Source organism: Acidovorax sp. Leaf160, assembly GCF_001424265.1.
Taxonomy (GTDB): Bacteria; Pseudomonadota; Gammaproteobacteria; order Burkholderiales; family Burkholderiaceae_C; genus Paracidovorax.
The window spans coordinates 92,818-119,289 of sequence record NZ_LMOV01000002.1 but is presented as its reverse complement, the minus strand read 5'-3'; the positions used below and the strand labels follow the sequence as shown (position 1 = coordinate 119,289).

Sequence of the window (26,472 nt, the reverse complement as noted above, 5' to 3'; positions counted from 1 at the left end):
TCAGCCCTCGAAGGGACCCTGGGCGGTGAAGGCACCCCCCTGGTAGATGGCAGCCGGGTCGGTGGCCGCAGGCGCGGGCCGGGACTCGACCTGGGCGCGGAAGCGTTCGGAGCTGTCCTGCGGCCGATAGCCGAGGTGCGCGGCCGCATGGTTGTCCCACCAGGCATCCCGGTTGTCGGATGCACCGAACACCACCGTATGGCCCACGTTGGGCGTGAACAGCGCCTTGCCGACCAGCTGGGTCAGGTCGTCATAGCTCAGCCAGGTGCTCATCATGCGGCGGTCCTTCGGTTCAGGGAACGAGGAACCGATACGCAGGCTGACGGTTTCGATGCCGTAGCGGTCGAAATAGAAGCTGGCCATGTCCTCGCCGAACGACTTGGACAGTCCGTAGTAGCCATCGGGCCGGCGGCGCGCATTCGCGTCGATGCGCTCCGTCTGCCGATAGAAACCGATCACGTGGTTGGAACTGGCGAACACCACCCGCCGTACGTTGTGCCGGCGGGCCGCCTCGTAGATGTGGAAGACGCCCTTGATGTTCGCCTCCAGGATCTCTTCAAAGGGGCGTTCAACGGAGACGCCGCCCAGGTGCACGATGGCGTCGCACCCTTGCACAAGCGCATCCACCGCGGCCTTGTCGGCCAGATTGCAGGGCACGATCTCCTCGGCGGCCTGACGGTCGGTGGCAGCGGGCGGGATGGGGGCGATGTCGGAGAGGCGAACGATGTCCGCGAAGGCGCCCAGGCGCTCACGCAGGACAAAACCCAGGCCGCCGGCGGCGCCGGTCAACAGGAGGCGGTGGACACGAAGGTTTTGGCTCATGGCACAGTTTCAGCGATTTGTTATATGTTGTCGTACAACGTGAGGGGGATTATCATCAGACGATGAGCACGCTGCCAAAGGGATTACCCGCATACACGCCCGACGCTGTCGCCACGGCGTCCGCCGCCCTGCCGCCCCGCCGCGTTCGGGGCCTGGCCAACGTGCTGGTGGACCATTTCTGCGCCCAGGTGCGTGACAGGGTCTTGAGCCCGGGCGACAAGCTGCCGACCGAATCTGAGCTGATGCGCGTGCATGACGTGAGTCGGACGGTGGTGCGCGAGGCCCTGTCCAAGCTGCAGGCGGCGGGCCTGGTGGAAACCCGCCACGGCATAGGCACCTTCGTGCTGCCCCCGCGTGCCGGCGGTGTGTTCCGGCTCGACCCCTCGGAGCTGGCGGCGTCGGTCGATGTGCTCGCCGTGCTGGAGCTGCGCATCAGCCTTGAAACCGAGTCCGCCGGACTGGCCGCGCAGCGCCGCACCGACGAGCACCTGGCGGCGATGCGCAACGCGCTGGACGACTTTGCCCGCAGCATGGCCGAAGGCGGCGATGCGGTGACGCACGACTTCCGTTTTCATCTGCAGATCGCGCAGGCGACGGGCAACCCCTACTTCGCCGACATCATGAACCACCTCGGTACGACGCTCATACCGCGCACACGCATCGCGGCGATCCGCAACGCACCACCCGAGGACGCCTATCTGCACCGCGTCAACCGCGAGCACGAAGAGATCTTCATGGCCATTGCCCGGCAAGACCCCGAGTCGGCGCGCGCGGCCATGCGCATTCACCTGACCAACAGCCGCGAACGGCTGCGGCTGGCCCAGCAGGCCGCCAAAGCCGTCTGACCGTCCGGGCGCGGCGGACACAAAAACCCATCGCCTTCGGGGCGCAGGCGCTGGATCTGGATGGTCCACCGCAGGCATGCGCCGCCACATCGAGAACGCGCAGCCCGCGATGCCGATCGCAATGCCGGCCGCCCTGCGACCGCAACTGCCCGCACGCACGCACGCACGCACTGAATCAGTCTTCGCGCATCGCCCATCGCCAGTCCAGCGATCACCTTTCGCTGCAAGCAAGCCCTCGGCAGACGAAACCCGGCAACCTTCTCCGCGACGGCCAGGCCGCTGCGGCGCCACGGCCTGATGTCGTGCACCCAGCGCCCCCCCCCCTTCGCCTGGCCCCTTCCGCACCAGTCATAGCCACAAACCCCCTTGCCATTGCAAAATCTTTGGTTGTATGATGACCTACAACATAAACCAGGAGACATCGATGACTTTGAACCGCCGTTCGGCACTGGTGGGCGCCGCTGCCCTGCTGTCCGCGACCGCCGCATTCGCCCAGCCTGCCGCCTGGCCTTCCAAGCCGATCCGGCTCATCGTTCCGTACCCGCCCGGTGGCAGCTCGGACATCATTGCCCGCTCCATCAGCCAGCCGCTGTCGGAGCTGCTCAAGCAGCCGGTGATCGTGGAGAACAAACCAGGTGCCAACGGCAACCTGGGTGCGGACTTCGTGGCCAAGGCGCCGGCTGACGGATACAGCCTGCTGCTCTGCGATGTCGGCGCGCTGGCGATCAGCCCCTCGGTCTACACCAAGCTGCAGTTCAATCCCTCGGCGGACTTGCGCGGCGTGACCATGCTGGCGTATTCGCCTCACCTGCTGGTCGTGCACCCCTCGGTCAAGGCCAACAACCTGAAAGAGCTGATCGCGCTGTCCAAGACCGAGGACCTGAACTTCGCCGTCACGGCGACCGGCAGCGCACCCCACCTGGCAGGCGTGGCCCTGGAGCGTGCCAGCGGCGCCAAGTGGCAGTACGTGCCCTACAAGGGCGGCGTGACCGCCATCCAGGACACGGTCGCGGGCCAGACGCAGATCCTCATGAACGGCATGCTGGCCACCCTGCCGCATGTGCAAAGCGGCAAGCTGAAAGTGCTGGGCGTGTCGAAGGCCACGCGCATGCCGCTCATCGGCAATGTGCCGACGATCGCCGAACAGGGCGTGACCGGCTTCGATTCCGGTACCTGGCAAGGCATCCTCGCGCCGAAGGGCACGCCCGATGCGGTCGTCCAGCAGCTGAACAAGGCCCTCATCACGGTCATCCGCTCGGCCGACATCCGCTCGCGCCTGGCCGGCCAGGGCGCCGAGGTGGTGACGATGACCCCTGCCGAGCAGGACCAGTTCTTCGCCAAGGAACGCGCTCGCTGGGCGACGGTGGTCCAGGCCGCCAACATCCGACTCGACTGACCATTTTTCCGCGAAAGGCGCCTGGACCGGCCGCGCTGGGCACGGCTCCGGCCCTGACCGCCCGCCCCGGCCCCTCGCCCCTTCCGTCGCTTTCCACCCAAGATATCACCCACCCTCAGAGCGCAGCCATGCAACCTCAAGAACTCAAGTCCATCATGGGCTCCGGCCTGTTGTCCTTCCCCGTCACCGACTTTGACGCGCAGGGCGAATTCAACGCGAAGTCTTACGCGGCCCGCCTGGAATGGCTCGCTCCGTACGGCGCGAGCGCACTGTTCGCCGCAGGTGGCACCGGCGAGTATTTTTCGCTTGCGGGAGAAGAGTACAGCCGTGTCGTGAAGACGGCGGTGGACACCTGCCGCGGCAAGGTGCCGATCATCGCGGGCGCGGGCGGCCCGACCCGCACCGCCATCGCCCATGCCCAGGAGGCCGAGCGCCTGGGCGCCCACGGCATCCTGCTGCTGCCCCACTACCTGACCGAAGCCGGCCAGGCTGGCTTGATCGAACACGTCGCCCAGGTGTGCAACAGCGTCAAGTTCGGTGTCATCGTCTACAACCGCGACCGCACCAAGCTCACGCCCAACTCACTGGCGATCCTGGCCGACCGCTGCCCCAACCTGATCGGCTTCAAGGACGGCGTGGGCAACATCGAAACGATGTCTTCGATCTTCATGAAGATGGGTGACCGCTTCTCCTACCTGGGCGGCCTGCCTACCGCAGAGGTCTACGCGGCAGCCTACAAAGCGCTGGGCACGCCGGTGTATTCGTCGGCCGTCTTCAACTTCATCCCGAAGACCGCCATGGAGTTCTACAAGGCGGTGGCTGCAGACGACATGGCGACGCAGCACCGCCTGCTGCGCGAGTTCTTCATGCCCTATCTGGACATCCGCAACCGCGTGGAAGGCTACGGCGTCAGCATCATCAAGGCCGGCGCCAAGATCGTCGGCCGTGACGCCGGTCCGGTGCGTGCGCCGCTGTCCGATCTGAAGCCCTCGGAGATGGAAGAACTCAAAGCATTGATCGACAAGCTGGGCCCGCAGTAACCCCGCCGCGCCAGCCCAGGGCGGGCCGGCGGTGCGCCCGATTCCATCAGCCCACGCGTTGCAGTGGGCTGATCTGTTTCTGCCAGGCCCGCATGCGTTGGTGCGGGCTCGCGTGGCCGAGGGTTGTCAGCACAGCGGGCGCCGGCCGGCCTGGCGGGCGACGGCGAGAGACACTGCCCCATCCGGCGTGGACCGCTCTCGCACAAAATCGACGAACGCCCGCAAGGGCGCTGGCAACAAGGTGCGGCCCGAGAAGTACAGGAAAGGCCCGGAGAAGCTCGGCCACCATTCGGCCAGTACCGGCTCCAGCTGGCCACTGGAGAGATACGGCCGCAACCAGTCCTCGAACATGTAGATGACACCCGCGCCGCCCACGGCGGCGTCCACCGCGAGGTCGGCCGCCGCGCCCAGTCGCACCACCATGCGCGGCACGGGGTCCACACGAACCGATTCGCCCGCGCGCTCGAAGTCCCAGGGCGGCACGGTGCCGCTGGCGAAACGCCCCCGCAGGCAATCGTGCTGCAGCAACTCTCGGGGGTGCGCTGGACGCCCGCGGCGATCCAGGTAGGCAGGCGACGCGGCTGCCGCGAAGCGCTGCACGCGCGGGCCGATTGGAACGGCCACCATATCCTGCTCCAGGCGGTCGTCGTAGCGGATGCCCGCGTCACAACCACTGGCCAGCAGGTCCACGAACCCGTCTTCGACGACGACGTCCAACTGGATGTCGGGGAAGGCTTGCAAGAACTCCGGCACCAAGGCCGGCAGCACCAGACGGGATGCGCCCATAGGCACGTTCAGGCGGAGTGTTCCGGCCGGCTTGTCCCGGAAGCCATTCACCACATCTAGCGCGCTTGCCACTTCGCCCAACGCCGGGCCCAGGCGCTCAAGCAGGCGCTGACCGGCCTCCGTGGGCACCACGCTCCGGGTCGTGCGGTGCAACAGCCGCACCCCCAGTTGAGACTCCAACCGGCGCACTGCCAGGCTCAAGCCCGAAGCGCTGCTACCGATGGACCGGGCACCTTCACGGAACCCCCGCATGCGCGCCACCGCCATAAACGCGTTGAGGTCACCCAGGTCGATGTTCATTGTTTCAAATCCTGCACAGACCGTGCGGATTGTGCCGCCTTATCAGGCAATCGATCGACGAATAGAGTGAACGCCATTCACCTCAACCCCACGGATTGCACGATGACCTTGGCGACAGCCGCACCCACCACCCTGCTTCTTGGCGACCACCGCGTGCGCCGCATCGGATACGGCGCCATGCAGCTGGCCGGGCCTGGCGTTTTCGGCCCGCCCAAGGACCGTGCCGCCGCAGTCGCCGTGCTGCGGGCCGCCGTTGAAGCTGGCGTGAACCACATCGACACCAGCGACTTCTACGGGCCCCACATCACGAACCAGCTCATCCGTGAAGCCCTGCATCCCTACCCGGATGACCTGTTGATCGTGACCAAGATCGGTTGCCTGCGGGGCGCAGACGGCTCATGGGATGCCGCGCTGTCGCCCGATCAGGTGCGCCAGGCGGTGCACGACAATCTGCGCAACCTCGGACTGGAGAAGCTGGAGGTGGTGAACCTGCGCGCCATGTTCGATGTACATGGCCCCGCCGAGGGCTCGCTCGAGGCGCCTTTGACCGCCCTCGCAGAGTTGCAGCAGCAGGGCCTGGTGAAGCATATCGGCCTTAGCAATGTCACTGCAAGGCAGATTGCCGACGGCCAACGCATATGCCGCATCGCTTGCGTGCAGAACCAGTACAACATCGCTCACCGTGAGGACGATGCCTTGATCGACCGCTTGGCCAGCGAGGGGGTGCCATATGTGCCCTTCTTTCCCTTGGGCGGCTTCTCGCCGCTCCAGTCCGCCGGATTGTCGGAAGTGGCGAAGCAACTGGAGGCCACCCCGATGCAAGTGGCCTTGGCCTGGCTGCTCCAGCGATCGCCCAACATCCTTCTGATTCCCGGAACGTCCTCGGGGGCGCACCTGCATGAGAACCTGGCGGCGGGCAGCCTGACCCTGCCGCAGGAGGCCGTGGCCCGACTGGAGCGGGTGGCAGCGCAGTGATGCGGAGCCCGCAGGGCTTGCAGGTTTGCTGGAAGGGCGGGATCCGTCTGCGCCCGGCTCGGTCCGGTGCACCAGAACGCCAAGTGAACTCCGTCAGGCTCAGGGCTGTGTCTTGACTCCCGTCGCTGCTGACTGCAACCGATGCCGGGGCGCGGTGCAAACGGCCTGTGAGCAGGAAAGAGCTGTGCGCGCGACTTCCCTGAAACCGAATCACTGGCCGGAGCAAAGAAAAACCGCCACAGCCCCGGGGATTCCAGAGTGTGGCGGTGTCTTGAGTGGTGGAGCTGGCGGGAGCGAAGTCCCGAGTGTTCCCCCACCTAAAAAACCATTGTTTTCAACAACTTAGAGCTGAGCTACAAAACTCCACTACGTTAGGCACGTCGAGGGCGTTGAAAAGTGTGCCCCCGGAGTGTATCCCACGGTGTGCCCCTAGGGACCGGGCCAAGGTTGCGGACGCCGGTTCAATTCCGATTAAGCCAAGAGATAGCAATCTATCTATCAATTTATTCCCAAAAAATTTCGATAGCTTGAATGCACGGTCCACATAATTTTATTTTGATTATTTTCCTCAGTAGAAAATAAGTCCGGGTCGTTGCTGTAAGTGATGAAATCCGAATTGACAGAGCGATGAGCAACTAAAAAATCAATCTCAAAAAGAAATTCAGCCAATTGTTCTACATTCTGATATGGAAAGCCATTAACAGCAGGGACAGAAACAATCTTGCCAACAAATTTTTCGGATATGGCTTTTAAAAGTTGATAGCGATTATATTCACGCTTACCACCTCTAAACGACTGAATTAGCTTATCCAACTGCAAAAATTGATGGGAATGCTCCTTTTGAATATCGGAAATTTTCTCTTGCCCAAAATCCCTCATTGCCGCATAGACATTATTTTCATCGATACGTCTTGCTCCTGCATGCGCTCCCGCCATTTTTGCCAACTGCCCCATCCATCTGGGCCGACTACCCGCAAGAAACTTCATTGGAATAAAAGGGTCAACGGCAGAACCCGACCAATGGAATCGACCTCGAAAAATCTGGTCCATTAAGTCAGGATAATTTTGCGTCTCATTCCATTTAAAAGCAGGCAAAAAATTCTCCCTCCTCAAATATGTCAGTATTTTACGGGTAAATATCGAGCTAAGAGCGTTGTCATTCCAATATATATCCGTAATGAATTCACGCAGCTTATCTTGGTCCTCCATCTTTCTGAGGTTACGCCAAACATCAGTTCTTACGCTAGCTCGCAAACGCAACCCAGACACACCAAACGCGAGCGCTCGTAGTGCGCTGAAAAAGGCTCCTACACGCTGCTGATGATCGTCATCATCAATATATTTTGCATCAATGTCATCGATGAATAACCACACGGTTCGCTCACCTTTGCTCTGGAAATTCTTCAAGGCCTGCTCAGCGTTTTCAACGCCTCTTTTCTTAGTTCCTTCGATAATGTTAGCGCCACCCACCGCACTAAGCACTTTTTGCAGCATCCCGCCAGTTCGCTCAGTAAGCGCCGACAAGATATTCAGGTCTTTATAGCCTTCTAACTCCGCAGCTTCTACGAAAGACATTTCCAAATCAGTAACAGCAAAATCTATTTTCCGACCAATTTCGATGCAAATGCGCTTACATATCACCTGCTTCCAATGATTTTCAAGGTAGGCTTGGCTCTTTCCAGTAAAGTCCCCCATGCCCATCAGCTCGTTACCCGTCGTGAAAATAATGAGGTCATCCGGTCGCTCTTCCTTCCTTCGAAGAGAAAGAACTTTCAACATGGCCGATTTACCCATACCCTTCCGCGCCCGAACAAATCCTATTTTGTTATCAGCATTGAAAAATTTCTTAAATTGTGGCAATTCAACAAAATATTCTCTCAGCGCTTGGTCGCGTTCGTACTCTCCCGAGTCACTTCCAAACATCGCGTCGTAATCGACGCCATCGAAATAAACCATACTCCCTCCTCTAAATAGATTTATCGAATAACTTGTCCAAAACTACACCGGGCCTTGAACCGCAAGCTTGGCACCACCGAGCGTAGAGCAACACGTCCACAAAATTTTCACCTCGTTCAAGCTTCGAGACGTATGACTGACCAACCCCAAGCGCCTCGGCCATCTGCACTTGGGTCAAGCCGGCCTTCACACGCACATCGCGCAGCAACTTGCGCAAGTCTTCGTAGTCAACATGATAGAGAGAGGCAGACATACCTCACATCGTTTAGTCCGTTTCAGAATAGTCGTAACACGACTTTTTGAGCTACAGTCCCGCCCTGGTTGCGGCGTGGTGCCGCCATCGTTAACAGGAGGTCATCGCTTATGAAACTGGCAATCCTTGCCTTCGCCTTTGCAGCCTTGTCAGGCTGCACAACCCCCAACGCACCGAAAGCCAGCCATGGCCCGGCATCACACGTTCAGCCTCTTCCGTGGGCAACCGGCTCGAACGGCATGGCGGACTAAGGGGGCAAGATGCGTTTTATCGTCGAAAAAATACGTGCGGCCCTCGTGACTGGCGTTGCCCTCGCGCTGCTTAGCTTCGGCGCGCACGCCACCGACATTGCTGGCGTGAAGCTAGGGATGTCAGTTGCAGAGGCAAAAACAGCCTTTGGTAGACCTGCACAGATGAAGGTGATACCGATCTACACCAACAAGGTTGAGAGCGGCCTTGCAGCTTGGCAAGGGGAGCGTCTTTACGACAACTCGTGGAGTGGGCCACTCGATGAGTTCACGGCATTCAAGGGCCACGCCGACAGCATCTGGTTCGTGCAAAAAAATCAGCGCCTACCAAAGACTGCGCGGTACACACGCCAAGTCCTGCTGGAAGCCGTCCGGAAAAAATTCGGCAAAGAGAGCTTCATCAGGGGTGAGATGGGCGACAAGCTCGGTGCCATAGTGGTTGGGCGGGAATTTGACCAAGACGGAAAGCAATATTTCGGCCCGTACTCCGAAGGGGGACGGACCATTACGGGCGCTGCGATACCGGCAGCACCGTGCCGGATGTTCGACCTCGTGAGGATTGGGTCCAACCCCACGGGTGGGGACAACTTCCTTCCTGAACCTATGTCCATCATCCTGCCATCCGAGTTCAAGCGCTCGTGCAGCCGCGCGTATTACGCCGAATGGACTCACGATAGCGACGGGCTGGTGGAGGCAGTAGCCCTGAGGGCCATTGACTCCGCCACCATCCTGCGAGCCATCGACGGCAAGAGCGCGGGCAGCGAGGCCGATGCCCGCAAGCGAGTCCAGGACCAACAGAACAAGGGCGTCAAGCCTAGTTTGTGACGCATGTTTTGAACTGGTCGAAGTAGTCGTCCGTCCAGTCCCAGAAGGACGGCGGGGCACTGTTCGGCGTGCGCCGGTCACGCGCCCTCGCCTCTCGGCACAGAGCTGCCACCATCTGCAGCACCTTCGCGGCGTCGCCGTCTCTCGCTGCGCGCAGAATCATCGCCAAGCCTGGGCGCGAGGAGTCGGGACGTGTCGCGGTCAGGTGGTCGCGCATCGGATACGTAATGCGCACCGGCTCGGGCAAGTCAGCGGAGAGGATTTCCCTCTCCGCCTGCCGCTCCTCATCCTCCCAAGCTGTGCACGTCGAAATGCCCAATTTTTTGGCAATGTCGCCAGCGTGGAAGCGGCTACGGCCTTGCAGTGCTTCGATGGCGCGCAGCCATTCGGCGGATGCCTTGGCATCGCCTCGGGCAGCGCGGTCTAGCAACTGCCCCAGCAACAGCCCCTTTTTGCGTGCTCTCTTAGTGTCGTGGTTGGACATTTCGTGAGCCAATTCCTGTTTGGCGAGGTAGTCCGCCATGGCGTTCAGTTTCACGTCAAAGCCGTGGTCATTGCACTTGCCGCCCACCTGCGCCACGGCCTTTTCCCACTCGGCACGGGCAAGGGCTTCGAAAGCGGTCAAATCTGCCCCTAGAAGGTGGGTTAGAAGGATGTGGAAGTGCCCATGGATACCATGGACACCTACCGGCGCTTCCAAGCTTTTCAGTTTGCCCATGCAGCCGATTGCCTTGTAGCGCCTAGACATGTTCTTGTCGAAGAGCTTGAAGGCAGCGTGCAGGAGGTCGATGGAATCCTTCCAGTTGCCGTCGTAGCTGTGCGCCATGGTGAATGTCATCATCGCAGCCCCCAAGCCATGGGCTTCCAATGCCGGAATCAAGGCAGCACGAATCCACGACCGGGCCTGCGAGACTCTGGCGCGGGCGCACTGGTCACAGGTCCAGACGTTGCCGCATTTGAAGTGGCCATGGAGCTTCGTACCGTCTGGGCCAACCTCAATTTCCGCGTGCGTGGCGTCGAATCCGAAAGCGCGCCAACGACCGCAGCCGACAACTGATGAACCTCTCAGATTTTCGCCGTTCTTGTGGTAGTAGCCTGCCATTAGCCGCGACGCGGTTGAAACGCGAATGTACGACCTATTAGGGCTCGATTTCGATGGTTTCTTTGGGTCAAGCGACATTGCCGGCTTTCGCGCCGACTTGTTTACTTGACAATGAACGATGAATTAGTATCATGGACTTGTTCCCTGTACTGCATTTCCCGGCAAAAGAAAGATGCAGTAAAAAAGGCCCGCCCCGTGCGGGCCTTTTTCTTTGTCCAATCAACTTATCAAGTGAGGGGGTGCGGGGTCAAGTGATGACGGGGGAACTGCACTCCTGATATCGTTTTGAAGCAATGTGTCGGAGTATCCCCATTCTTCCCAAGGTCGGCAGCCTGATATCAATTCTGCTTTGTGGCCCTCATCCATTTTTATCCAAAAACATAGATGAGGTCGCCCCCGCGAGGCGAGGCAACCAAGCTACAGATAAATTTCTCCTGTATCTATATATGCCGCTGCTTGATCTGCCAGCATATTCATAAGTCTGTTGTCATCTGGCGTATTCATTTCTTGAACATCGTGCCCATTCGGCTCCGTCACCACAAATAGTAACAAGTCACGATTGAGTTTTGCGCTGCCAGCGTAAAACAATACAGTGTTGCTCGTCTTTTTTCCTTTATCATCGAATTTCTTATCCCAAAAGTCCCTTGATTTCGCTTCAATTTCAGGTGGCAAATGCACGTGACTTAGTACTTTTTTCTTATCGCGTAAAGGAAACTTATTTTCACCGTCTTTGCCAAAAAACCAAAAAGTGTACTCCCTCCGATTCCAGTCGGTCTTCCAGTCGCGAAACTGAACCAAATAGTCGGCGACGTCGTACCCATCCTCGCTCAAAGCGTCTTTTAACACTTTCGTAATCACAACGGTAGGAACACTCATAAGCAGTCAATTTGGACTTAAGGTGGAGGAATGACAAACAGCAAAAAGCCCGCCTAAGCGGGCTCATGTGCTATGTGTCTGGGACGTTAGCGCCCAGCTCTAACGAGTGATGCTTGCAACGCTGCCAGCGCGGCGGCAGGTGTGTATCGAGGATTTGTCTCAAAGTACCGAGCCAATTCGGCAGCACGCCCCGTACGCGGACGAACGTCTGCTGAACGCGGAGTCGTTTGCTCGCGCTGACGAACTGGACCTTCGACCAATTCCAGATGGGTGACAAACCGAGTGACCATGCGTTGAAGGGTATCAGGAAAGGCCTTTGCTGGCAAGACCGGATTGCTGCTTGCACTTAGTCTGGGGGGCGTTGTCCATGACGGACTCACCCCCACGGCTCGGGCACCTTCGGCGTCTGGTGCGGCGTCAGAGTGAAGGGGCCATGCCAAGTGTTGGACGGGGTTACGCTGTGGTCTTCGGGTCCGGGTACCGGATTGGTACGGAGAGCATCGGGCAACGTGGCCTCGTGCGCCTTGACGCGCTCGCGGTGCTCGGGCCATTGCTTCCACTCCTCATATTTGCGCCTGCGCTCTGGGTCCTCGATGTACGCAGTCAAGACCGCGTTGTTCTTCCTGCACTGCTCGATGGTCGCTCGGGCTTTGGCTACCTTCTCTTCGTAAATCGCCAGGGTGTCCCGGACGCCCAAGGCACGAGCTAGCTTGGACATGATGGAGACAAGGGGGCCGGGCGGGTCGGCTTCCAGTGCTCGGAGATGCTCCTTCCATTTCTTCGCCACTTCGCGCCCCTCTTTTCGCTTGGCGTGAGTGCGAAGCACCTCGCGGTATGCGTGCTGAATGTCTAGGGAATTGTTGAGTTGCGATATCCGCTGCTGAGCGTCCTCGGCCAATGGGCTTGGGCTGGGAACAGGCGGCAGACGTGAGGGACGCTCTTGGGGCACTTCCGCCTTGACGATCTGGTGTTCTTGGGTTGCTGCGCTTGCGGCAACCTGCAACGCTGCTTGGACCTGCGCGAACGTCTCCCTCGACTCTTCCATGATGCGTTTGAGAAGGGGGCGGGCCTCGACAATCGCCAGGTTTTCCGCTTCCATAGCCTCGCGCAGTTCGCGGGGGGCGTTGACCGGAATATGAGCCGTGGGAATGTGTCCTTCGACCACCTCTGCAAACTTTCCTGCATACACATACCAATGGGCGCCGTTGGCCTTGGCGTGCTCGTTCATGATGCGGCAAACCTCCTCCCGCATGTTCTTCACTTCACCGGTCTTCATGTCGTCCAGGATGCGGGTCTTCTTGCCGAAGGTCATTTGCGAATCCACCTCTCTGGTGGTGAACAAAATATGGACATGGTCGTTCTGGCCGTTCGCTGGGCGATGGATGGAAGCCATCACCGCGACACTGTAGCGGGCTACCAGCATTTCGGACAAGCCACGTACACAAAGGCGGCGCTGCTCATCCGTCCATTCGTGCGGTAAAGGCACCATCAGTTCGCGAGCGACTGCCGAATTCTTTCGCGTCTCCGACCGTTCCGCCCTATTCCAGAGGGTGCCGATATCGTCCATACCCATTTCAAGACCGGCAACACCGAACAGCTCGGTACAGACGTGACCAGTCTTAGGGCGGTAGTCGTGCACCTCGCCTAGCTGCTCCTCGCTGAGCCGAGTGCAGGAGCGGTACGCAGCCGCCTGGACGGCGTTACGGCCTTTGGAGCGCTGCAAGACTTGCAGCGAAGGAGTAAACCAAGTGGCGAGACTAGGCACAGCACCCCCGAAGGCGATTGCGAAGCAACGGGGTCCAGGGGCGCAGCCCATGGCGAACGCAAACTCGTAGAGTTTGCATAAGTGAGCCCTTGCAGGGGGCTACCTGGGGGCTGGGACTGATTAACGCGCTTGGTATATTCACCCTATTAAATTAGCACAATCAAAAAGAAAGTGGTAATTTGATAGGATAAAAAGGAGATTTATAGCATGACAAGTATAATTGCCATGAAAAAGCGATTGAGCCAACTCGATGCCGAGAAGGCTGTAATCCTCGCAAAGGTATCCACCGCCGCCAGAAAAAATTCAGACGCTAGAAAATACGCTTTGGGAGGCGCTCTACTTAAGCTGGCGGCTAATGACCCTCAGGCTCACAGCATTCTCAAAAAGGCCTGGGCGACCGCTAAAGGTGACAAGCCCCGCGCCTTCGAAGATGCCCAAATACCGGAGCTTGTAAGTATTACTCAGCCGCTAAACAAGGCCATCTAACGAGTAGACCTCAAACGGCTCATTAGCACCTTTGCGAATTCTCTTTCGCGAAGAAGTGCTCGGAGATATGTAGGTAAAAAAATCGACGCCAGGATAATTTAAACGGTCTATGACACGCTTCATACTCCTGACCGAAAAGGCCCCGGTATAGGTATCCGTGTGAACGTCGAACTGTCCACGGCCTGCTGTCATGGCGTGGGCCACTGAATGTCCGGCAACGCGCCGAAGAATCAGGGCCTCGGGGATGCGCTCCTTGATGGCCGTCTCTTCCGATACGCCGGAGGCATCCAAGATGGCCTGGGCCAGCGAACTGATGAACCGATGGCGGAACGAGTGAAACACTACGTTAGGGTCCTCAATCTTCAAATAGTCCCGCAGGTATTTCGTGTTGAACCATTGGCTCGCAGCCTTGCCGTAACCGTCAGCCTTGGCACGGTTTAGGTCGAACAGGTTGACCGCCCCCTCCTTAGCTGAAGCCTTCTTGTTTTGGCAATAGTCGATGAACCCCAAGTCGATGAGTTTTTGGTGCACCGGAATGACTCGGCGGCTCTCCTCGTTCTTGACGCTTTGGCCGTCGTCTTCCGCTGCGGTGATGTTCAGGAACCACAGCCCTTCATCGTCCTGCCGAACGTCGTCGGTAGTCAGTTGCGACAGCTCATTGACACGCGCCCCGGTGAAGGCTGCCAAGTGGATGACCCAATACTGATAGGAGCGGTTGTAGGCCCCATCCCGGTAGTAGTCCGATCCAAAGATTTGCTGCATTTCCTTTTGGGTGAAGGCGCGTCGAGATGCGCCCTTGCGGGCCTGGGTTGTCTTCACCTTGAATCCTTCCAACAGGGTTGGATTGACGGCGTACTGCCGTTTGCAAAACTCTAGAAAGTTGGCCGCGACGGTTAGATAGCCATCCAATGTGTTCTGCGTGATGGTCTGTGCCTGCAGACCACTCGCCCGGAAAAGCGACTTGGAACGCACCCGCTGGATGAGCGTATCGAAAGGAAGTGCCCCGGCCCCTGGCAGCTTGTCGATGTTCTTGGGGTAGTACGCCAAGTCCTTGCGGTACTGCTCCAAGTCCAGAGGCGTAAGGGTGCCAACATGGCGAGCGCTGAAACGGTCGATAAACGGCTTCAATCGAGTGCGAATCTGCGGCACCTTCTTGACGCCGATTTCCTTCTCGGTGGCCCGGTCTTCCTCGTACTTCAAATACTCTTTGACCAGTCGGCCAACGGTCTTTGCTGCTACGGGAGATAGGCGCCCGGGCTCGTTGATGGCTGGGGCATGGTCTGGCGCGGTCGGTTGGTCGGAAGGCCGCTCCCAAACCGCAATGGTCGAAGGCGCAATCCTGGCGACGCCTCGGGTCACGTTCTCGATGAGCGCATCCATGTTGCCCACATCCTGTGGGCCAAGGTCGGTCAGTTCAATGTCGAACCCCTGCCCCTTTATCTTCACCCCAAAGGGCATGGGCGGTACTGTCGGTTTTTTCATGCGCGCTTGAAGGTATGCAACCGCGCTAGCGCGCGTGACTGTCGCATTTTCCACCAAGAACGTGTCGAAAAGAACGCGCAAATATCGCGCCGCCGCCTTAGCGTGGCGCGGGTCTTTGGTACCGGTAGAGAGCTTGAAGTCCCTGCCATCGGCAGGTGCTCTTTGAGGCGCAGGTATGACGAACCGCGCGAAATAGACGCCGTTGCGGGACTTTTGAAGGTACGACGAGGACAGCATTCAAGGACTCCGAGTGTGCCCCTTCGTGTCTCCCCGCAGTGGGTGTGTAACCGTACCCTAAAAAATCCTTTAAAAACAACGAGTTATAAAAGTGGTGGAGCTGGCGGGAATTGAACCCGCGTCCGCAAGCCTTCATCGGGCAGATCTACATGTTTAGCGGTCTGTTTTGGATCTCGCTACCGTCGTCGCGCAGTCGCACGCTACAACGGCGGCCAGCACCCTAATTTCTCACCTCGACCCAAGGTACCCGGATCGAGGCCAGCCCATGTAATTATCCTTGCAGCCGGGAGGCACTGATTGCTCAGAACCCCCTTGCCCAGCCCATCGGCCAACTGTTGCAAGGCTCACTGGCAATTAAGCAGCGAGTGCGAAACGTTCGTCGTTTGCAGTTAGTTTGTTGAATGCAGATTTACGAGCGCCAATCAAGCTCGACATGCACCACACCGATTCCGAACCCACGTCGAAACCAGGGCAGCCCCAAGACTCCTATCTTAGTCCAGTCCCAGCAGTTTCAAGAGCTCCAGCGGCGATTTAATCGCAGCATCGGCCTTCCAGGACTCGATGGGCACCGCGCCGAGGTACCCGTACGTCGCAGCGACGGTTTTCATGCCTGCCGCCAGGCCCGCGACGATGTCCCGTTCGTCGTCGCCGACGTAGACGCACGCCTGCGGCTCGACTCCCAACTGCCGCGCCGCTTCGAGCAGCGGCTCCGGATGCGGCTTCGAGAAGGGCGTGGTGTCTCCGCTGACCACGGCCAGGGCGGAGTCGAACAGCGGCATCGCCTGCACCAGAGGCTGCGTGAAGCGGGCCGCCTTGTTGGTGACCACGCCCCAGGGAAGACCGCGCCGCTGCAGTTGGGCGATGAGTTCAGGCACCCCGTCGAAAGCGTATGTCCCGTGCAAAAGCCGGCCTTCGTAGTTGACGAAGAATTCTTCGCGCATGGCGGCAAAGTCGGCGTGGTCGGGCGTCATTCCGAAGGCGACAGCCAGCATGCCCCGGGCACCAGCGCCGGCCATGGGGCGGTAGTCCGCCAAAGGCAACGACGGCAGACCGCGGTCGACGCGCATCTTGTCCGCCGCCGCGCCCAGATCGGGCGCGCTGTCCACCAGCGTGCCGTCCAGATCGAAAAGCACGGCCTGGCAATGGGGGGAGATAGCTGGGTTCACTGTGGCGGCCGCTGGGTTGCGAACAGGTAATTGACGCTGGTATCCGCACTCAGCCAGTAGCGGCCGGTCAGGGGGTTGTGCTCCAGACCCCGGGTCTGGGTTACGTTCAGCCCCGCCTGGCGACAGGCATGCGCCAATTCGTTGGGCTTGAGAAACTTGGCAAATTCATGCGTGCCGCGCGGGAGCATTTTCAGCACATACTCGGCGCCGACAATCGCCAATAAGAACGCTTTGGGATTGCGATTAATCGTTGAAAAGAAAACCCAACCACCGGGTTTCACCAATTGTGAACAAGCTTTCACGACCGATTCCGGTTGCGGGACGTGTTCCAGCATTTCCATACAGGTCACCACGTCGAAAGAAGCCGGCCTTTCGGCAGCTAGCGCTTCGACGCTGACTTCACGGTACTGGACGCGCGGGGTCTCTGCCTCCAGCGCATGCAACTGGGCCACCCGCAACGCTTTCGTCGACAGATCGATGCCCAACACGTCCGCGCCGCGACGCGCCATCGAGTCGGCCAGAATGCCTCCGCCGCAACCCACGTCCAGCACCGCCTGCCCCTTCAGTCCGACCAGCTGGTCAATCCAGTCCAGTCGCAGCGGGTTGATCTGGTGCAGAGGCTTGAATTCGCTTTCCACATCCCACCAGCGGTGAGCCAGTTCGGAAAACTTGGCCAGTTCGGCCGGGTCGGCATTGACGTGTTCGATCATCGTTGGATTGTCCCACCAAGAAAAAGACGCGCATAAAAAAAGCCCCGTTTCCGGGGCTCTTTTTGGGATCGGTCGAAGATCGATCAGTTGGAGGCGCGGGTGCCCACCACTTCGATTTCAACGCGACGGTTCTTGGCGCGGCCTTCCTTCGTCTTGTTGTCAGCGATAGGCTGCTTCTCGCCCTTGCCTTCGGTGTAGACGCGGTTGCGTTCGATGCCCTTGGACACCAGATACGCCTTCACGGCTTCGGAACGACGGACCGACAGCTTCTGGTTGTACGCATCGGTACCGATGGAGTCGGTGTGACCCACGGCGATGATGACTTCCAGGTTGATGCCCTTGACCTTGGAGACCAGGTCGTCCAGCTTGGCCTTGCCTTCTGGCTTCAGCACGGACTTGTCGAAGTCGAAGAACGCGTCAGCAGCGTAGGTGACCTTCGAAGCCACTGCAGGTGCGGGAGCTGGAGCCGGTGCGGGAGCAGCGGCTGGAGCGGGAGCAGCTGCAGGAGCAGGAGCGGCAGCCTGAACAACCAGAGCGCCGTCGCAGCCGACAGCGGCCGTGGCGGGGGTCCAGTTGGCGTCGCGCCAGCAGAGTTCGTTGGTGCCGTTCTTCCAGACCAACTCGCCGCTGCCGTTTTGCCAGTTGTCGATGACCTTGCCGCCATCAGCTGCCTTGACCTGGGCGCCAGCCGACGTCGCGATTACGGCAGAGGCCAACAACATCGCCACTTTGTTCAGTTTCTTCATGGTTCTCCTCTTGGGGAAAAAGCCGCAGCCGCGCTGCGAATCAGGGACGTCCTCAGTGACCATCACTAAAAACGTTGATTTGATTGTGCCATACGTAACAACCCAAAGATGGTTTTGGCGGGGTGTGCACCGTAGGACAGAAGCGCGATGGCGCCGTTATGTTGCAAACCCGCGACACAGTCTTGGAACTAAAATGAATCTTCCCTGTCGCTCCCCGTCGTCCCTCTGTTGCCATGACCCAGTTCGCCAAAGAAACCCTGCCAATCAGCCTAGAAGAGGAAATGCGCCGCAGTTACCTCGACTACGCGATGAGCGTGATCGTAGGGCGTGCGCTGCCCGATGCGCGCGACGGACTGAAGCCCGTGCACCGGCGGGTTCTGTTCGCCATGCACGAGCTGAACAACGACTGGAACCGCCCCTACAAGAAGTCCGCCCGCATCGTCGGCGACGTGATCGGCAAGTACCACCCGCACGGCGACAGCGCGGTGTACGACACCATCGTTCGGATGGCGCAGGACTTCTCCTTGCGCCACATGCTGGTGGACGGTCAGGGCAACTTCGGCTCGGTCGATGGCGACAACGCCGCAGCCATGCGGTATACCGAAATCCGGCTGGCGAAGATCGCCCACGAGATGCTGGGCGACATCGACAAGGAGACCGTCGATTTCGGCCCCAACTACGACGGCAGCGAAAAAGAGCCGCTGGTGCTGCCCAGCAAGCTGCCCAACCTGCTGGTCAATGGATCGGCCGGCATTGCCGTGGGCATGGCCACCAACATCCCGCCGCACAACCTGAACGAGGTGGTGGACGCTTGCCTGCACATGCTGCGCAACCCCGAAGCCACCATCGACGAGCTGATGGAGATCATTCCAGCGCCCGACTTTCCCACGGCGGGGATCATCTACGGCATCAACGGGGTGAAGGACGGCTATCGCACGGGCCGCGGCAAGGTCATCATGCGCGCGCGCTGCCATTTCGAGGACATCGACCGCGGCCAGCGCCAGGCCATCATCGTCGACGAGCTGCCCTACCAGGTCAACAAGAAGACGCTGCAGGAACGCATGGCCGAACTGGTGCACGAAAAGAAGATCGAAGGCATCAGCCACATCCAGGACGAATCCGACAAATCGGGCATGCGCCTGGTGATCGAGCTCAAGCGCGGCGAGGTGCCCGAGGTCGTGCTGAACAACCTGTACAAGCAGACCCAGCTGCAGGACACCTTCGGCATGAACATGGTGGCGCTGGTCAACGGCCAGCCCCGCCTTTGCAACCTGAAGGACCTGATCGTCGTCTTCCTGCAGCACCGCCGCGAAGTGGTGACGCGCCGCACGGTGTTCGAGCTGCGCAAGGCGCGCGACCGCGGCCACGTGCTGGAAGGCCTGGCCGTGGCGCTGGCCAACATCGACGAGTTCATCCGCATCATCCGCGAATCGCCCACGCCGCCGGTCGCCAAGGCCGAACTGATGACGCGCGCCTGGGACAGCAAGCTGGTGCGCGAGATGCTGACCCGCACCCGCGAAGACGGCGGCGCGATCAATGCCGACGACTACCGCCCCGAGGGCCTGGAGCGGGAATTCGGCATGGGTCAGGACGGCCTCTACCGGCTGTCGGACACGCAGGCGCAGGAAATCCTGCAGATGCGGCTGCAGCGCCTGACCGGCCTGGAGCAGGACAAGATCGTCGCCGAATACAAGGAGGTGATGTCGGTGATCGAAGACCTGCTGGACATCCTGGCCAAGCCGGAACGCGTGTCGGTCATCATCGGCGAGGAGCTGGGCCACATCAAGCAGGAGTTCGGCCAGTCCAAGCTGGGCGCACGCCGCAGCGTGGTGGAATACAGCGCGCAAGATCTCTCCACCGAAGACCTGATCACGCCCACCGACATGGTGGTGACGCTCTCCCACACCGGCTACATCAAGAGCCAGCCGCTGTCCGAATACCGCGCGCAAAAGCGCGGCGGGCGCGGCAAGCAGGCCACGGCGACCAAGGAAGACGACTGGATCGACCAGCTCTTCATCGCCAACACGCACGACTACATCCTGTGCTTCTCCAACCGTGGCCGGCTGTACTGGCTGAAGGTGTGGGAAGTGCCGGCCGGCTCGCGCGGCTCGCGCGGCCGCCCCATCGTGAACATGTTCCCGCTGCAGGAAGGCGAGAAGATCAACGTGGTGCTGCCGCTGACCGGCGACATGCGTACCTTCCCGGCCGACCGTTTCGTCTTCATGTCGACCAGCATGGGGACGGTCAAGAAGACCGCGCTGGACGAGTTCAGCAACCCGCGCAAGGGCGGCATCATCGCGGTGAACCTGGATGACGGTGACTACCTGATCGGCGCGGCCCTGACGGACGGCAAGCACGACGTGATGCTGTTCTCCGACGGCGGCAAGGCCGTGCGTTTCGACGAGAACGACGTGCGTCCGCTCGGCCGTGCAGCGCGCGGTGTGCGCGGCATGATGCTCGAGGAAGGCCAGAGCGTGATCGCCATGCTGGTGGCCGAGGACGAGACGCAGAGCGTGCTCACGGCCACCGAGAACGGCTACGGCAAGCGCACCAGCATCGTCGAATACACCCGCCATGGGCGCGGCACCAAAGGCATGATCGCCATCCAGCAGAGCGAGCGCAACGGCAAGGTTGTGGCGGCCACGCTGGTGCATGCCGATGACGAGATCATGCTGATCACCGACAAGGGCGTGCTGGTGCGCACCCGCGTGTCCGAGATCCGCGAACTGGGCCGTGCCACCCAGGGCGTGACCCTGATCGCCCTGGACGAAGGCGCGAAGCTGGGCGGCCTGCAACGCATCGTCGAGAACGACGCGAACGTGCCGGAGGGCGACCTCCCGGCAGAGGGCTCCGACGACGCCGGCCCGGACACGGCGCCTCCAGCCAACGAAACCTGACCCGCAGCAGCCGCGAGGCCGGCCCAGCGGCCGCATTTGCTATTGTTTTAATAGCTACCAGCGCTTATTGCATAAGCGCTGGGAGCCTTTTTGACCCATGAATTCCGCCATGAACCGTCCCTACAACTTTTCTGCCGGCCCCGCCGCCATACCCGCCGAAGTGCTGCAGCAGGCCGCAGCGGAGATGCTGGACTGGCACGGCAGCGGCATGGGTGTGATGGAGATGAGCCATCGCGGCAAGGAATTCATCGCCATCTACGAGCAGGCCGAAGCCGACCTGCGCGAGCTGCTGGCGGTGCCGCCCGAGTTCAAGATTCTGTTCATGCAGGGCGGAGGCTTGGCCGAAAACGCCATCGTGCCCCTGAACCTGTCCCGCGCTGGCACGGTCGATGTCGTGGTGACCGGCAGCTGGAGCCAGAAGTCGCAAAAGGAAGCGAAGCGCTACGCGTCCGAAGTCCGCGTGGTGGCGTCTGGCGAAGAGAGCGGCTTCACCACCGTGCCCGACCCGGCCGCCTGGCAGCTGAGCCGCGGCGCCAGCTACGTGCATCTGTGCAGCAACGAAACCATCCACGGCGTCGAATTCCAGCAGTTGCCCGACCTGAAGGCGCTGGGCAGCGATGCGCCCCTGGTCATCGATTTCTCCTCGCATGTGGCGTCGCGCCCGGTGGACTGGTCGCGGGTGGGCTTGGCCTTCGGTGGTGCGCAGAAGAATCTGGGCCCTGCCGGCCTGACGCTGGTGGTCGTGCGGGAAGACCTGCTGGGCCATGCTCTGCCGATCTGCCCCAGCGCCTTCGATTACAAGATCGTGGCGGACAACCAGTCCATGTACAACACGCCGCCGACCTGGAGCATCTACATCGCCGGCCTGACCTTCCAGTGGCTCAAGAGCCAGACCGAAGGCGGCGCCACCGGCATCGAGGCGATGGAGCGGCGCAACATGGCCAAGGCGGCCCGGCTCTACGACTACATCGACCAGTCGCAGCTGTACTTCAACAAGGTGGCCCCGACGGCGCGCTCGCGCATGAACATCCCGTTCCTGCTGCGCGACGAATCGCGCAACGACGCCTTCCTGGCCGGGGCCAAGGAGCACGGACTGCTGCAGCTGAAGGGGCACAAGTCGGTGGGCGGCATGCGTGCCAGCCTCTACAACGCCATGCCCATCGAAGGCGTCGAAGCGCTGGTGGCCTACATGCAGGACTTCGAGCAGAAGCACGCCTGACCCGCAGCCATCCACCTTCGGTCACCGCCCCACCCTCTCAGACACCCCACCCCGATGTCCACTCCGCAAGCCTCCTCCGATCTCGCCAGCCTGCGCGTGCAGATCGACAGCATCGATCAGCAGTTGCTGACCCTTCTCAACCAGCGCGCACTGGTGGCCGAGCAGGTGGGTGAGGTCAAGAAGCGCGAGGGCACGCCTTTCTTCCGCCCCGACCGGGTGGCGCAGGTGATCGACAAGATCCAGACCGCCAACCCCGGCCCGCTCAAGGGCCCGCACGTGGCCGCCATCTGGCGCGAGATCATGTCGGCCTGCCTGGCGCTCGAAGCCCCGCAGCGCGTGGCGGTCCTGGGCCCGGCCGGCACGTTCTGCGAGCAGGCGGCCGTGGAATTCTTCGGTGGCGCGGCCGACCTGATGTACTGCGCCAACTTCGACGAAGTGTTCCACGCCACGGCTGCCGGCAGCGCGCAGTACGGCGTGGTCGGCGTCGAGAACTCCGTCGAAGGCGTGGTCACGCGCTCGCTCGACCTCTTCCTGCACACGCCCTGCCATGTGGTGGGCGAAGTCAGCCTGCTGGTGCGGCACAACCTGCTGCGGCAGTCCAACAGCCTGGAAGGCATCGAAGCCGTGCTGGCCCATCCGCAGGCACTGGCACAGTGCCAGGCGTGGCTGTCCAAGCACCTTCCGCATGTGGAGCGCCGCCCGGTGTCCAGCAACGCCGAAGGCGCGCGGCTGGCGGCCACCAACCCGGCATGGGCCGGCATCGCCAGCGAGCGCGCGGCATCGCAATTCGGCCTGCACATCGTCTCGCATGCGATCCAGGACGACGCGTACAACCGCACCCGTTTCGCCGTGATCTGCCTGCCGCACACCCTGCCGACGCCGCCCGCATCGGCCAAGGACTGCACCAGCCTCGTCATCTCCGTGCCCAACCAGCCGGGGGCGGTGCACGACCTGCTGGTGCCGCTCAAGAAGCACGGCGTGTCGATGACGCGTTTCGAGTCGCGCCCGGCCCGCACCGGACAGTGGGAGTACTACTTCTACATCGACCTGGACGGCCACCCCAGCCAGCCGCACGTGGCCCGGGCGCTGGAAGAACTGCGCAGCCTGTGCGCGTTCTACAAGGTGCTGGGCTCCTACCCGGTCGCGCCATGACCAGGCCCACGAGCAGCTTGCCGATGGACGGCCTCCACAGCGGCTTGCGGCCCCGTGCAGCCGCAGCGATAGCGCCCACCCCGCGACGGAAGGCCCGGCATGTTTGAGCAGCTCGGCCTCATCGGCTGCGGACTCATGGGCGGCTCGTTCGCGCTGGCGCTCAAGCAGGCCGGGCTCGTCAAGCGGGTGGTCGGCTACAGCAAGTCGCCCTCCACCACCGACCGCGCGCGCCAGCTCGGCGTGATCGACGTCGAAGCACCCTCCGCGCTGCTGGCCGTGGCCGGCGCCGACATCGTGCTGCTGGCCGTGCCGGTGGCTGCGACCGAGTCCACGCTGAAAGCCATCAAGCACCTGGTCACGCCGCAGATGCTGATCATGGACGTGGGCTCCACCAAGACCGACGTGGTGCAGGCCGCGCGCCAGGCGCTGCGGGACCAGGTCGGCTCTTTCGTGCCGGCGCATCCCATCACCGGCCGCGAAGTCTCCGGGGTCGAGCATGCCGATGTCGATCTCTACACCGGCCGGCAGGTCATCCTGACCCCGACCGAGCGCACCCTCACCGCCCACCTGCAGCGGGCCGAAGCGGTGTGGAAGGCGTTGGGCTGCCACGTGCAGAGCATGTCGCCGGAGTCGCACGATGCCGCCTTCGCGGCCGTCAGCCATCTGCCGCACATGCTGGCCTTCTCGATCATGAACAGCATCACGGCGCAAACCGAGGGCGACGCCTTCCTGTCGCTGGGCGGCCCGGGCTTCAGGGACTTCACCCGCATCGCCGCCAGCGACCCGAAGATGTGGCGCGACATCCTGCTCGCCAATCGCGAGGAGCTGCTGCTGCAGGCCCGCCTCTTCAAGCAGGCGCTGGGCGACTTCGAGCGAGCCATGCAGGCGGACGACGGCCAGGCGGTCGAAGACCTCATCACGCTGGCCAGCGCCACGCGAACGCACTGGCGCATGGGCGCGCAAAGAACGAACAAGAACGTCTCCTGATGTACACCACCGCATTTCTCGACCTCCCTGCGCTGGCCTCGGCCGGCGGCAGCGTGCAGCTGCCCGGCTCCAAAAGCATTTCCAACCGCGTGCTGTTGCTGGCGGCGCTGAGCCATGGCATCACCGAGGTTCATGACCTGCTGGCATCGGACGACACGCGGGTGATGCTGGACGCGCTGCGGCAGATCGGCTGCATGGTGGAGGAATCGGGCAGCATCGTGCGCATCACCGGCCTGGGGGAAAACGCGGCCCGGTCCCCGTCGCGCTTGTTCCTCGGCAATGCCGGCACGGCCATGCGGCCGCTGACGGCTGCGCTCGCACTGCTGGGCGGCGAGTTCGAGTTGTCCGGCGTGCCCCGCATGCACGAGCGACCGATTGGCGATCTGGTCTCTGCGCTGCGCCAGCTGGGCTGCCATATCGACTACCTGGGCAACGAAGGCTTTCCGCCGCTGCGCATCGCCCACCAGGGCGGCGTGCCGCCTCTGTCGCTGAGCGAACCGATCCGCGTGCGCGGCGACGTCTCCAGCCAGTTTCTCACGGCGCTGCTGATGGCACTGCCGCTGGTGGCCCGCACGCAGGACGTGGTGATCGAGGTGGTGGGCGAACTGATTTCGCGCCCCTACATCCACATCACGCTGGAACTGCTGGCGCGCTTCGGCATCGATGTGCGCCACGACGCATGGCAGCGCTTCACGATTCCGGCCGGCAGCCAGTACCGCTCGCCCGGCAGCATCCATGTCGAGGCCGACGCCTCTTCCGCCAGCTATTTCATCGCACTGGGCGCGCTAGCCACGGGCACGGCGGGCACGCAGGGCGTGAAGGTGCTGGGTGTGGGGCAGGATTCCATCCAGGGCGACATCCGCTTCGTCGAAGCGGCCCAGGCGATGGGCGCGCAGGTCGAAAGCGGCCCGAACTGGCTGACGATCCGCCGAGGCGCATGGCCTCTCAAGGCCATCGACATGGACTGCAACCACATCCCTGACGCCGCCATGACGCTGGCCGTGATGGCGCTCTATGCCGACGGCACCACCACGCTGCGCAACATCGCCAGCTGGCGCGTGAAGGAAACCGACCGCATCGCCGCGATGGCCGCAGAGCTGCGCAAGCTGGGCGCGACCGTGGAAGAAGGCGCCGACTTCATCCGCGTGACCCCGCCCGCCCGCCCGGGCGACTGGCGCGCTGCCAGCATCCACACCTATGACGACCACCGGGTCGCCATGTGCTTTTCGCTCGCGGCGTTCAACCCCGCCGGGCTGCCGGTGCGCATCCTCGATCCGCAATGCGTGGCCAAGACCTTCCCGGACTACTTCGAGGCGCTCTTCACGGTCGCTCAGGCGCCCGTCGCAAGCATTCCGGTGATCTGCATCGACGGACCCACGGCCTCCGGCAAGGGCACCGTCGCTGCCGCCGTGGCCAAGCGATTGGGCTATCGCTTCCTGGACTCAGGCGCCATGTACCGCATCGCGGCCCTGGCCGCCGTGCAGGCCGGACTGCAGATCGATGCCGACCACGAACCTCGCATCGCCGCGCTGGCCCGGGCGCTGCCGGTGCGCTTCGAGGCCGGCCACGTGTGGCTGGGCGAGGCCGATGTGACCGAAGCCATCCGCACCGAAGAGGCCGGCATGAACGCCTCGCGCGTGTCCGCCCTGCCCCAGGTCCGCGAGGCACTGGTCGAGCTCCAGCACAGCTTCCAGCAGCTGCCGGGCCTGGTCGCCGACGGTCGCGACATGGGCACGGTGATCTTCCCGAACGCGCCCCTGAAGGTGTATCTCACCGCCAGTGCCGCCTGCCGGGCGGAGCGCCGCCATAAACAGTTGATTTCAAAGGGAATTTCGGCTAACATAGCCGACCTTCGCGCCGACTTGGAGGCGCGCGATGCCCGGGACAGCTCCCGCAGCGTCGCGCCGCTCAAGCCCGCGCAGGATGCCCTGGTGCTGGACAATTCCCTGCTCACGATCGATGAGGCCGTCGAGCAGGTCATTGCCTGGTGGCAGGAACGCCAGCCGTTCGCTGCCTTGCAGTGACCGACCAGCACCGCGGGGTGAAAAGCCGCCCCGCACTGGCCCACCGAGCCCCCGCCGCGCGTCCAGCGCCCGGCTCGCGTGGTTCGCAACCCAACCGCGGCCTCCGCCGCACAACCTTCCGCAGGCAGTCTTAGAAACGACGGCAATGGTGCTGTCGGAAACCTGTTTGCGGCGCTA

Annotated in this window: 22 protein-coding genes and 1 other RNA gene; 11 read left to right on the top strand and 12 right to left on the bottom strand. The window is 61.7% G+C overall.

All coding sequences use genetic code 11. From position 1 onward, the window contains the following. Positions 1–822, bottom strand: a complete 822-nt coding sequence (locus tag ASF94_RS02535; protein ID WP_056661108.1) for an NAD(P)-dependent oxidoreductase — start codon at positions 820–822, stop codon at positions 1–3. A gap of 62 nt (positions 823–884) precedes the next feature. Between ASF94_RS02535 and ASF94_RS02530 the strand changes: the two genes are divergently transcribed. From ASF94_RS02530 to kdgD, 3 genes are all read left to right on the top strand, one after another. Then, positions 885–1,667 (top strand): FadR/GntR family transcriptional regulator, encoded by a 783-nt coding sequence (locus ASF94_RS02530; protein WP_056661105.1) that lies wholly within the window; start codon positions 885–887, stop codon positions 1,665–1,667. Between the two features lie 424 nt (positions 1,668–2,091). Further along, positions 2,092–3,063, top strand: coding sequence for a tripartite tricarboxylate transporter substrate binding protein (locus ASF94_RS02525; RefSeq protein WP_056661386.1), 972 nt, complete (start codon positions 2,092–2,094; stop codon positions 3,061–3,063). Between the two features lie 128 nt (positions 3,064–3,191). Next, complete coding sequence (gene kdgD, locus ASF94_RS02520; RefSeq protein WP_056661103.1) at positions 3,192–4,103, top strand: 5-dehydro-4-deoxyglucarate dehydratase; 912 nt, start codon at positions 3,192–3,194, stop codon at positions 4,101–4,103. A 126-nt stretch (positions 4,104–4,229) separates the two neighbouring features. Here the strand turns inward: kdgD and ASF94_RS02515 are convergent, their stop codons facing one another. Further along, a complete protein-coding gene (locus ASF94_RS02515; RefSeq protein WP_056661100.1) occupies positions 4,230–5,189 on the bottom strand; it encodes a LysR family transcriptional regulator in 960 nt (319 codons plus the stop codon). A 102-nt stretch (positions 5,190–5,291) separates the two neighbouring features. Here ASF94_RS02515 and ASF94_RS02510 point away from each other — a divergent pair, with 102 nt between their 5' ends. Next, positions 5,292–6,164, top strand: coding sequence for an aldo/keto reductase family oxidoreductase (locus ASF94_RS02510; RefSeq protein ID WP_056661097.1), 873 nt, complete (start codon positions 5,292–5,294; stop codon positions 6,162–6,164). 498 nt (positions 6,165–6,662) lie between these two features. Here ASF94_RS02510 and ASF94_RS21050 read toward each other — a convergent pair whose 3' ends face one another. Both ASF94_RS21050 and ASF94_RS20600 read right to left on the bottom strand, forming a co-directional pair. After that, on the bottom strand, positions 6,663–8,120 hold the full coding sequence (locus ASF94_RS21050) for a P-loop ATPase, Sll1717 family (RefSeq protein WP_156382396.1): 1,458 nt from the start codon (positions 8,118–8,120) through the stop codon (positions 6,663–6,665). Positions 8,121–8,130: 10 nt separating this feature from the next. After that, the gene (locus ASF94_RS20600) at positions 8,131–8,373 is read right to left on the bottom strand and encodes a helix-turn-helix domain-containing protein (RefSeq protein WP_082492936.1); all 243 of its coding nucleotides are present in this window, start codon (positions 8,371–8,373) and stop codon (positions 8,131–8,133) included. Positions 8,374–8,633: 260 nt separating this feature from the next. Here ASF94_RS20600 and ASF94_RS02505 point away from each other — a divergent pair, with 260 nt between their 5' ends. Beyond that, a complete protein-coding gene (locus ASF94_RS02505) occupies positions 8,634–9,446 on the top strand; it encodes a hypothetical protein (RefSeq protein WP_156382395.1) in 813 nt (270 codons plus the stop codon). Here ASF94_RS02505 and ASF94_RS02500 read toward each other — a convergent pair. The 3 genes from ASF94_RS02500 to ASF94_RS02495 all read right to left on the bottom strand — a co-directional run bounded on the left by ASF94_RS02500 (position 9,436) and on the right by ASF94_RS02495 (position 13,147). Next, the gene (locus ASF94_RS02500; RefSeq protein ID WP_156382394.1) at positions 9,436–10,548 is read right to left on the bottom strand and encodes a hypothetical protein; all 1,113 of its coding nucleotides are present in this window, start codon (positions 10,546–10,548) and stop codon (positions 9,436–9,438) included. The genes ASF94_RS02505 and ASF94_RS02500 overlap by 11 nt on opposite strands. A 417-nt stretch (positions 10,549–10,965) precedes the next feature. Beyond that, complete coding sequence (locus ASF94_RS21045; protein WP_156382393.1) at positions 10,966–11,424, bottom strand: type II toxin-antitoxin system YafO family toxin; 459 nt, start codon at positions 11,422–11,424, stop codon at positions 10,966–10,968. A 376-nt stretch (positions 11,425–11,800) separates the two neighbouring features. Continuing rightward, on the bottom strand, positions 11,801–13,147 hold the full coding sequence (locus ASF94_RS02495; protein WP_056661089.1) for a MobA/MobL family protein: 1,347 nt from the start codon (positions 13,145–13,147) through the stop codon (positions 11,801–11,803). Positions 13,148–13,396: 249 nt separating this feature from the next. On the opposite strand from ASF94_RS02495, the gene ASF94_RS21040 reads away from it, so the two are divergent. Continuing rightward, a complete protein-coding gene (locus ASF94_RS21040) occupies positions 13,397–13,675 on the top strand; it encodes a hypothetical protein (protein ID WP_162244623.1) in 279 nt (92 codons plus the stop codon). Here the strand turns inward: ASF94_RS21040 and ASF94_RS02490 are convergent. The 5 genes from ASF94_RS02490 to ompA form a co-directional block, all read right to left on the bottom strand. Further along, complete coding sequence (locus ASF94_RS02490; RefSeq protein ID WP_082492934.1) at positions 13,658–15,394, bottom strand: site-specific integrase; 1,737 nt, start codon at positions 15,392–15,394, stop codon at positions 13,658–13,660. The two genes, ASF94_RS21040 and ASF94_RS02490, sit on opposite strands and share 18 nt — an antisense overlap. 92 nt (positions 15,395–15,486) lie before the next feature. Then, positions 15,487–15,873, bottom strand: a transfer-messenger RNA (tmRNA) gene (gene ssrA / locus ASF94_RS20595). A 12-nt stretch (positions 15,874–15,885) separates the two neighbouring features. Further along, positions 15,886–16,527, bottom strand: a complete 642-nt coding sequence (gph, locus tag ASF94_RS02485; protein WP_082492933.1) for a phosphoglycolate phosphatase — start codon at positions 16,525–16,527, stop codon at positions 15,886–15,888. Between the two features lie 29 nt (positions 16,528–16,556). Further along, positions 16,557–17,270 carry a bifunctional 2-polyprenyl-6-hydroxyphenol methylase/3-demethylubiquinol 3-O-methyltransferase UbiG gene (ubiG, locus tag ASF94_RS02480; protein WP_056661083.1) on the bottom strand — a complete coding sequence of 238 codons (714 nt, stop codon included), beginning with the start codon at positions 17,268–17,270 and terminating at the stop codon, positions 16,557–16,559. Positions 17,271–17,353: 83 nt separating this feature from the next. Further along, the gene (ompA, locus tag ASF94_RS02475; RefSeq protein ID WP_056661080.1) at positions 17,354–18,016 is read right to left on the bottom strand and encodes an outer membrane protein OmpA; all 663 of its coding nucleotides are present in this window, start codon (positions 18,014–18,016) and stop codon (positions 17,354–17,356) included. A gap of 233 nt (positions 18,017–18,249) precedes the next feature. Between ompA and gyrA the strand changes: the two genes are divergently transcribed. The 5 genes from gyrA to ASF94_RS02450 all read left to right on the top strand — a co-directional run bounded on the left by gyrA (position 18,250) and on the right by ASF94_RS02450 (position 26,295). Beyond that, positions 18,250–20,913: a DNA gyrase subunit A gene (gene gyrA / locus ASF94_RS02470; protein ID WP_056661077.1), complete on the top strand. Its 2,664-nt coding sequence runs from the start codon at positions 18,250–18,252 to the stop codon at positions 20,911–20,913. Between the two features lie 109 nt (positions 20,914–21,022). After that, entirely contained in the window at positions 21,023–22,132 is a 1,110-nt protein-coding gene (gene serC, locus ASF94_RS02465; protein ID WP_056661380.1) for a 3-phosphoserine/phosphohydroxythreonine transaminase, read from the top strand. Positions 22,133–22,186: 54 nt separating this feature from the next. Continuing rightward, positions 22,187–23,284: a prephenate dehydratase gene (pheA, locus tag ASF94_RS02460; protein ID WP_056661074.1), complete on the top strand. Its 1,098-nt coding sequence runs from the start codon at positions 22,187–22,189 to the stop codon at positions 23,282–23,284. Positions 23,285–23,383: 99 nt separating this feature from the next. Beyond that, positions 23,384–24,271 carry a prephenate dehydrogenase/arogenate dehydrogenase family protein gene (locus ASF94_RS02455; RefSeq protein ID WP_056661072.1) on the top strand — a complete coding sequence of 296 codons (888 nt, stop codon included), beginning with the start codon at positions 23,384–23,386 and terminating at the stop codon, positions 24,269–24,271. Beyond that, the gene (locus ASF94_RS02450) at positions 24,271–26,295 is read left to right on the top strand and encodes a bifunctional 3-phosphoshikimate 1-carboxyvinyltransferase/cytidylate kinase (RefSeq protein WP_056661069.1); all 2,025 of its coding nucleotides are present in this window, start codon (positions 24,271–24,273) and stop codon (positions 26,293–26,295) included. Before ASF94_RS02455 ends, ASF94_RS02450 begins: the two co-directional genes overlap by 1 nt. Positions 26,296–26,472: the final 177 nt, after the last annotated feature.